The following is a 6,411-nucleotide window of genomic DNA, read 5'->3' as shown; positions in this document are numbered from 1 at the left end:
TTGTGTTGATCCGGGTCATCGTGGTGCGATATAAAGTGGGGCTGCCGAGAATGAATGTCGATTAAGAACAAACCTGACAGCACCCACCGGATCTGTCAGCGTTGGGGGAGGTAGGTTCGAGCATTTTGAAATTTTCCTACAATTCGAAAGGCTATTTTATGGGAAGCTGACAGAATCACGGAAAAGCACCATGAATGCTGACATGTTTCAAATCCCCTCGACGCTTGAAGGAGCCTGAAAAGCACAGGCACGCTTAAAGGTCTCGGTACGCACATCTGCGAAATCCAAAAATCCGCTTTATCCGCGACCCTTCTTTTGGTTGATGACGTAGTTCACAAACAGAAACTCGATCGCCGCTGCTTCGTATCCCATCCAATTTTTAATCATTTCCAGAAACTCCTCTTCTGATGTGTTAGTGGGATAGCCACCATAACTCATGATGATCCATTTCCGCAATCCTTTCTCTTCACCGCTTTTCATATTGCTTGGGAAAACAGCTTCTGTTGTTTCGCGGAACAGCATCAGGTCCTGTGCAGATGTGGGCCCGATGCCCCGAACTTTTGAGATTTTATAATAAAATTCCAGTGGATCGGCCTCTTTGTCCAAATAATCCAAATCAACCTCTCCTGCCAGAATATCCTGTGCAAGGCCCACCATGTATTCCCCTTTTCTAAGGGTTGGTCCCATTTTTCGAATCTGAGCCGGATCAGCTTTGGCCAGCTGAAAGGGCCGGGGCCATGCGGGAAGGGTTTTCCCATTATGAGTGAGGTGTGTACCGTAAGCCTCCCGGACTTTGAACGCCATCTTCTTTGCAGTCGGTTTATGAGCCATCTGCATTTGGATGATCCGATTCATGATATCCTCGAGAAGAGTTCCGCGCGACATTCGCTTCAGGCCGTAAAATTCTGTCAGTTTGGGGCCAAGAACGGAGTCGTTTTCTGCCTGATCGTAAAGTGGACGAAGATCGAGGTTGGTGCCCAGAATTCTGGTCAATGTTCGATTTGCCTGTTCAATTTCATCTTTGGAAATATCTTCAGGTGTTTCAATATAAAACTCCGGCTTTTCCGGATCCCCGTTGAAAAAGACGGTCGCAATGATATCTCTTTCATCCAATGGGATCGGCCGGGTGAATCCCTCTTCAAAAATGGTTTCGGGGTCGTGCTCGTGATCGAAGTAATTCTCTACATCGAGACAGATAAACCAGTCATGTGGCGGAATGGATTTAAGAGTCCAGGAAGACATAAAATGTTTAAGGCTATATTGATTTTGAAAAACAAACTACAAAATGCCCAATAAACGTTCGGGTATAATTCTGAAATCACGAATCAGAGATACGATATGGCTTAAAATTTCTAAAATGATAGTTCGTTAACTATATTAATTGTACAGCAATTAATTTCTCATCATAGAATTATGGCCACAGATAACAATCCAATAGAAAAGCGAAAGGATGTTCTCGGGGGTACTCCGGTATTTAAAAGTACCCGTGTTCCTGTAAGCACTTTTTTTGAGTATCTCGAATCAGGCCATACGATTAATGATTTTTTGAACGATTTTCCAACTGTATCAAGAGAGCAAGCTATACAGGTACTTGAAAAATTCAAAGATCAACTGCTTCAGCCACAATGATTAAAATTTTATTGGATGAATGCCTTCCAAAAAAATTGATCTACCGAATCAGGGAATTAGATGAGAATTTTTTTGTAAAAACAACTCCGGATATGGGTTGGACAGGCCTCACAAATGGAGAATTACTGGCAATATCAGAAAATGAATTTGATGTATTCATAACCAGTGATACGAATTTAAGTTTCCAACAAACTATTCCTTCTACTACATTGCAGGTTATACTGATGAAAGCTCAAACAAATACGTATGACGATATACTGCCATTGGTAAAGAAATTGCAACCTCTTATTAAAAGCCCTCAACCCGGTGAGTTTATTAAGGTAGAATAAAAGGGAGGATTTTTAAAGGTGGATCGGGGGAGGGTAATTGATATTACTCCTGAATCCGGTTTAGCATAAAAGAGACAAGTTAAAATTATCGGTATTTTTGCCTTTACCGATTTCTTGTGGTTATTTCTCTGTATCTAAATGTTAATCTCACCCTAAAAAAAATGGCTCAACTACGTTTTTTTCTTTTGATTACTCTTCTTTTCGTTATAACCGGAATTCAATCCATCTATTCGCAGGCTGTCATTGAAAGCTGGACGCCTGAAGCAATGGTAGACCAACCGGTAGTTGGTCCTCCCGCAATTTCACCTGATGGGTCAATGGTTGCATATATCATCCGTGAGACTAAAATGGAGGGTGAAGAGTCTCAATTTCTATCACACATCTGGGTGGCATCTGCCGATGGCATGATGAATCGCCAGTTTACCCGGGGTGATCAGTCCGTTTCAAATCCACAATTTTCTCCGGATGGTGAGTATCTGACTTTCACATCACGCAGGAGTGGGGAGAATCAGGTCTATCGGATGTATTTGAATGGCGGTGAGGCTGAACAGATCACCCATACTAAAAACGGTATTGGAAGTTACGCTTGGTCGCCGGATGGAAATCGGATCGCCTTTACCATGTCTGACTCAAAATCTGAAGAGGAAAAAACTAGAGAAAAGGAAAAGCGTGATGTAACCGTGGTGGATACAGATTTTAAATTCTCAAGAATTTATGTTCAGGGAGTTGAAGCAGACAGTGCAAAGGCTATTTATGAGGGAGATTTGCATACCTCATCATTTGATTGGTCGCCGGACGGGGAGACTATTGTATTCGCTCATCAGCCAACCCCAAAAATTGAGGACCGCTACAAAATGGATATCTCAACGGTGCCGGCTGACAGCGGTTCTGTAATGAACATCATTGATTGGGAAGGAACGGACAGTTCACCACGGTTTACTCCGGATGGAAATTCTGTTGCGTTCACCTCTCATGGTGGTGAATTGGAAGCGATCGGGTTGCAGGATCTTTATGTAGTCAATCTTTCAAGCGGAGAAATTCGTGATCTACCGCACACCTATGACAGAAATGCGAGCATCGTTGGATTTGATGACAACAGTCAACTACTGATTCAGGAGCCCAGAAGATCAGTTTCGGCGCTATACAGGGTTCCACTTAACGGAGGTGATCCAACGTTGCTGACAGAAGAAGACGGGATTTATCGAGGTTTTGCGGTCAGTAATGATGGCAGTCATGTAGTTTTTAACTATCAAAACTCAGATCAGCCGGCTGAGGTTTATACGAGTGAATTGGATCAAATTTCAAAGCAAAAAATCTCCACGCTGCATGATGAATCTGAATTTCCGGAGATGGGCAAAACCGAGGTATTGACCTGGACCTCTGATGATGGAACAGAGATTGAAGGGCTGCTGACCTATCCGGTTGGTTACGAGGAGGGTGATCGGGTGCCGTTGATTCTGATGGTACATGGCGGACCTGCCGGTGTCTATTCTCAAAGCTGGACAGGCGCGGGCAGCATTTACGCGATTCAATATTTCGCTGATAAGGGATACGCGCTGTTGCGGCCGAATCCCCGTGGAAGTACCGGGTATGGCAAGGAGTTCAGGTATGCAAATTTCCAGGATTGGGGCTTCGGTGATTATGAAGATCTGATGTCAGGTGTGGATAAAGTGATTGAAATGGGGGTTGCAGATCCGGATCGACTGGCTGAGATGGGCTGGAGTTATGGCGGTTATATGACCTCGTGGATTGTATCGCAAACGGATCGCTTTAAGGCGGTAAGTATGGGTGCCGGTTTGTCGAACCTGGTGAGCATGGTGGGGACGACAGACATTCCGGGCTATCTGCTTGGGCACATGGGTGGTCCGTACTGGAATGGAAATATGGAAACGTATGAGCGACATTCAGCCGTCTATTACATGGACAATGTGGTAACTCCTACTCAGATTATTCACGGCTCAAATGATATGCGTGTTCCGCTTGGGCAGGGCCAGGAATTTTACTGGGCACTTCAGGAGAAAGGGGTAGATACAGAGATGATTCTGTTGCCGAGAACCGGTCACGGACCGACAGAACCAAAACTGATTTCTGAAGTTTCCACACGAATTCTGCAGTGGTTTGATCAGTACATTGAAAGGTAGTTTCAATTATCCCTGAGTACCCGTCTGGCCGCTTAGAGCGGTCTGACGGGTACTATTTGAAAAGCCTCAGCAAAACTCTGCGTAACACTCTGCGGAAATCAGCGAGATAATAAGATCTGCTTTTTTAAGGCCAGACTGACAACGTTGAAGATTTTTTTGGTTCTCGCAGAGTCCCGCAGATTAACCGCGGAGTTGCGCAGAGGGATAACTTTAAAAAGAGAGACATCCAAACTCTTATACATGAGAATGAAATATCATACACTATAAGGGGTGCGGTCTTTAAAGTACATACAGAATTAGGCCCAGGTTTGCTTGAATCTGTTTACGAATCTGCTTTGGCCTATGAATTGCGTGAGGAGGGTTTAGATGTACTAACACAGTTGGGAATTCCAGTGGTGTATAAAGAGATTGAAATGAATCAGGGATTTCGAATGGATTTGTTGGTTAATAGTAAAGTAATCGTAGAAGTAAAGTCAGTTGACACACTATTGGATGTCCATCATAAACAGTTATTAACCTATTTGAAGTTATCAAATATAAAACTTGGGCTGCTTATTAATTTTAATGTAACCACTCTGAAGAATTCAATTATTCGAATAGTGAATAATTTGTAGAGGTCCACTCAGCGTGAATCTGCGTAGTACTCTGCGAAAATCAGCGAGAAAAAGAGAGGAAGGTTCTCGCAGAGTCCCGCAAATTAACCTCGGACTTGTGCAGAGTGGAATCCAATCATGAATCGTTCAGGTAAAGGTCTCTGTCGGCATCATTCATAGAGAGTCCTCTTTTCCAGAAGTGGTTTTGGATTATTACTACGGTTTTAGTAATTACTAAGATGCGTAATCTGAATTACCTATCCATAACCATACTATTTCTTTTGATAGCAGTAGTCAATGCTAGCGCTCAAACCGTCATTAGTGGAAAAGTTCTGAGTGTGGATGGTTCGCTCATAGCCAAAGTAGAATTATCAACTGTAACTCCGGGTGTTCAGGACATCTTTGCTGACAGACAGATCAAAGCAGAAGTTGCTGAAGATGGTACTTTTCAGCTGCAACTCGATCAACCGGGAATTTATCGTCTGTCGGTAAAGGGTGTTTTTCATCAAACCATGAATATTCCGGTATTGATTTATGATCAGCCTTCCATGGAGATGAATATCCTGATGCTTCCAAAGCCTTATAAAAGTGGCAGGCACTTCGAAAACGAAGGTTATCTTCACTGGTTTCGGGTGATTGGTAATTTCAATAATTACGATTTTCGTTCAGGAGAAAAATTTACTTTAAACAAAGACGGCTCTATTTCTGCCACAGTTCCAGTTACGTCCGATACCATGCGAATTCAGGTAAGTGGGATTAGTTATGGTCAAGGTGCCGGTGCAATCACTCCCGCTGACAGGTATGAACTTCTTCCCGATAACTCTTTCGTTTCGGTTTTATATAAAAACTTGCCCGAAGATTCACTCGAAATCCACTATAAACCGAATGAATCCATTCCCTACCGGCGAGTTGTATTGGAAGGCAGGAGTTCTGAAAGTCTGCCAATCGATGGATTTCTTACTTTTAGAAATAAATATGACAGGTATTGGGTTGAACCGTTTATCTCTATGCAGGCAATCCCATTTCGATACAGGATAGTGGATGACAGTTTTTCTGAAGGAATTCCGCCATTGGATCAGATCGCATTTCAAAAAAGCGAAGGCGAGTCATTTTTTGATATGGATTGGAGCAGATCCATTGATAAAATTACTGGTGCACTGACGAACAGTTCGCTTCACGAACAGCAGAAAAATTTGCTGCTTATTGCCTATGTGGGGGTTGTTAAGCGTGCAAACATGCGCAGAAATTATTTATACAGAGGAAGGCAAAATGAAAAACCTCCCGAGTTTGAGTACGATCCGGTAATCATAGATAGAATTTTTGAAGAAGTTGAACCGGGTCATACCGTTTGGGGTTGGAGTAGTCAATCACCAATATTCCTTCTGGAGTTGCTTCAGTTCGATGATCGCAGCGTAGCCTATTTTACCGATCTTGTCCTCAACCATAATAGCGATGATCTGGCAGTAAGAGCATCTCAGGCTGTAGTTGAAGGAACAGCTCAAAACTATACATCTGTTGATCAGATGCCTATCTATCAGGCTATTTTGCAGCGTTTTGGTGAAGGCAATACGCTCATGCGTGCTGAGATGATTTTTGAACAACAGAACTAAAGTGATTTAAAACCGGCATCCGAGTACTGGCCACCCAGACAATTGATTATATAATGAAATAAGAAACTCAATGTAGCACTCTGCGGAAATCCGCGAGAAAATAGAACCT

General features: G+C 43.0%; 6 protein-coding genes. 5 read left to right on the top strand and 1 reads right to left on the bottom strand.

The genetic code is table 11. The annotated features are described in order from the left end of the window. Positions 1-297: 297 nt before the first annotated feature. Positions 298-1,242: a DNA-3-methyladenine glycosylase family protein gene (locus tag ACESM0_RS05130; protein ID WP_372904299.1), complete on the bottom strand. Its 945-nt coding sequence runs from the start codon at positions 1,240-1,242 to the stop codon at positions 298-300. Positions 1,243-1,413: 171 nt separating this feature from the next. On the opposite strand from ACESM0_RS05130, the gene ACESM0_RS05125 reads away from it, so the two are divergent. The 5 genes from ACESM0_RS05125 (at position 1,414) to ACESM0_RS05105 (ending at position 6,302) form a co-directional block, all read left to right on the top strand. Continuing rightward, positions 1,414-1,629, top strand: a complete 216-nt coding sequence (locus ACESM0_RS05125) for a DUF433 domain-containing protein (RefSeq protein ID WP_372904297.1) — start codon at positions 1,414-1,416, stop codon at positions 1,627-1,629. Next, positions 1,626-1,958: a hypothetical protein gene (locus tag ACESM0_RS05120; protein WP_372904296.1), complete on the top strand. Its 333-nt coding sequence runs from the start codon at positions 1,626-1,628 to the stop codon at positions 1,956-1,958. The genes ACESM0_RS05125 and ACESM0_RS05120 overlap by 4 nt, the downstream gene beginning before the upstream one ends. Positions 1,959-2,119: 161 nt before the next feature. After that, the gene (locus tag ACESM0_RS05115) at positions 2,120-4,099 is read left to right on the top strand and encodes a prolyl oligopeptidase family serine peptidase (RefSeq protein ID WP_372904294.1); all 1,980 of its coding nucleotides are present in this window, start codon (positions 2,120-2,122) and stop codon (positions 4,097-4,099) included. 236 nt (positions 4,100-4,335) lie between these two features. Continuing rightward, positions 4,336-4,713, top strand: coding sequence for a GxxExxY protein (locus tag ACESM0_RS05110; protein ID WP_372904303.1), 378 nt, complete (start codon positions 4,336-4,338; stop codon positions 4,711-4,713). A gap of 218 nt (positions 4,714-4,931) precedes the next feature. Then, entirely contained in the window at positions 4,932-6,302 is a 1,371-nt protein-coding gene (locus ACESM0_RS05105) for a hypothetical protein (RefSeq protein WP_372904292.1), read from the top strand. Positions 6,303-6,411 lie beyond the last annotated feature (109 nt).

The sequence above is a fragment of the Rhodohalobacter sp. genome, assembly GCF_041686455.1.
In the GTDB taxonomy this organism is placed as follows: Bacteria; Bacteroidota; Rhodothermia; order Balneolales; family Balneolaceae; genus Rhodohalobacter.
The sequence above is the reverse complement of the archived record's forward strand: the minus strand, read 5'-3'. Positions and strand labels throughout refer to the sequence as shown.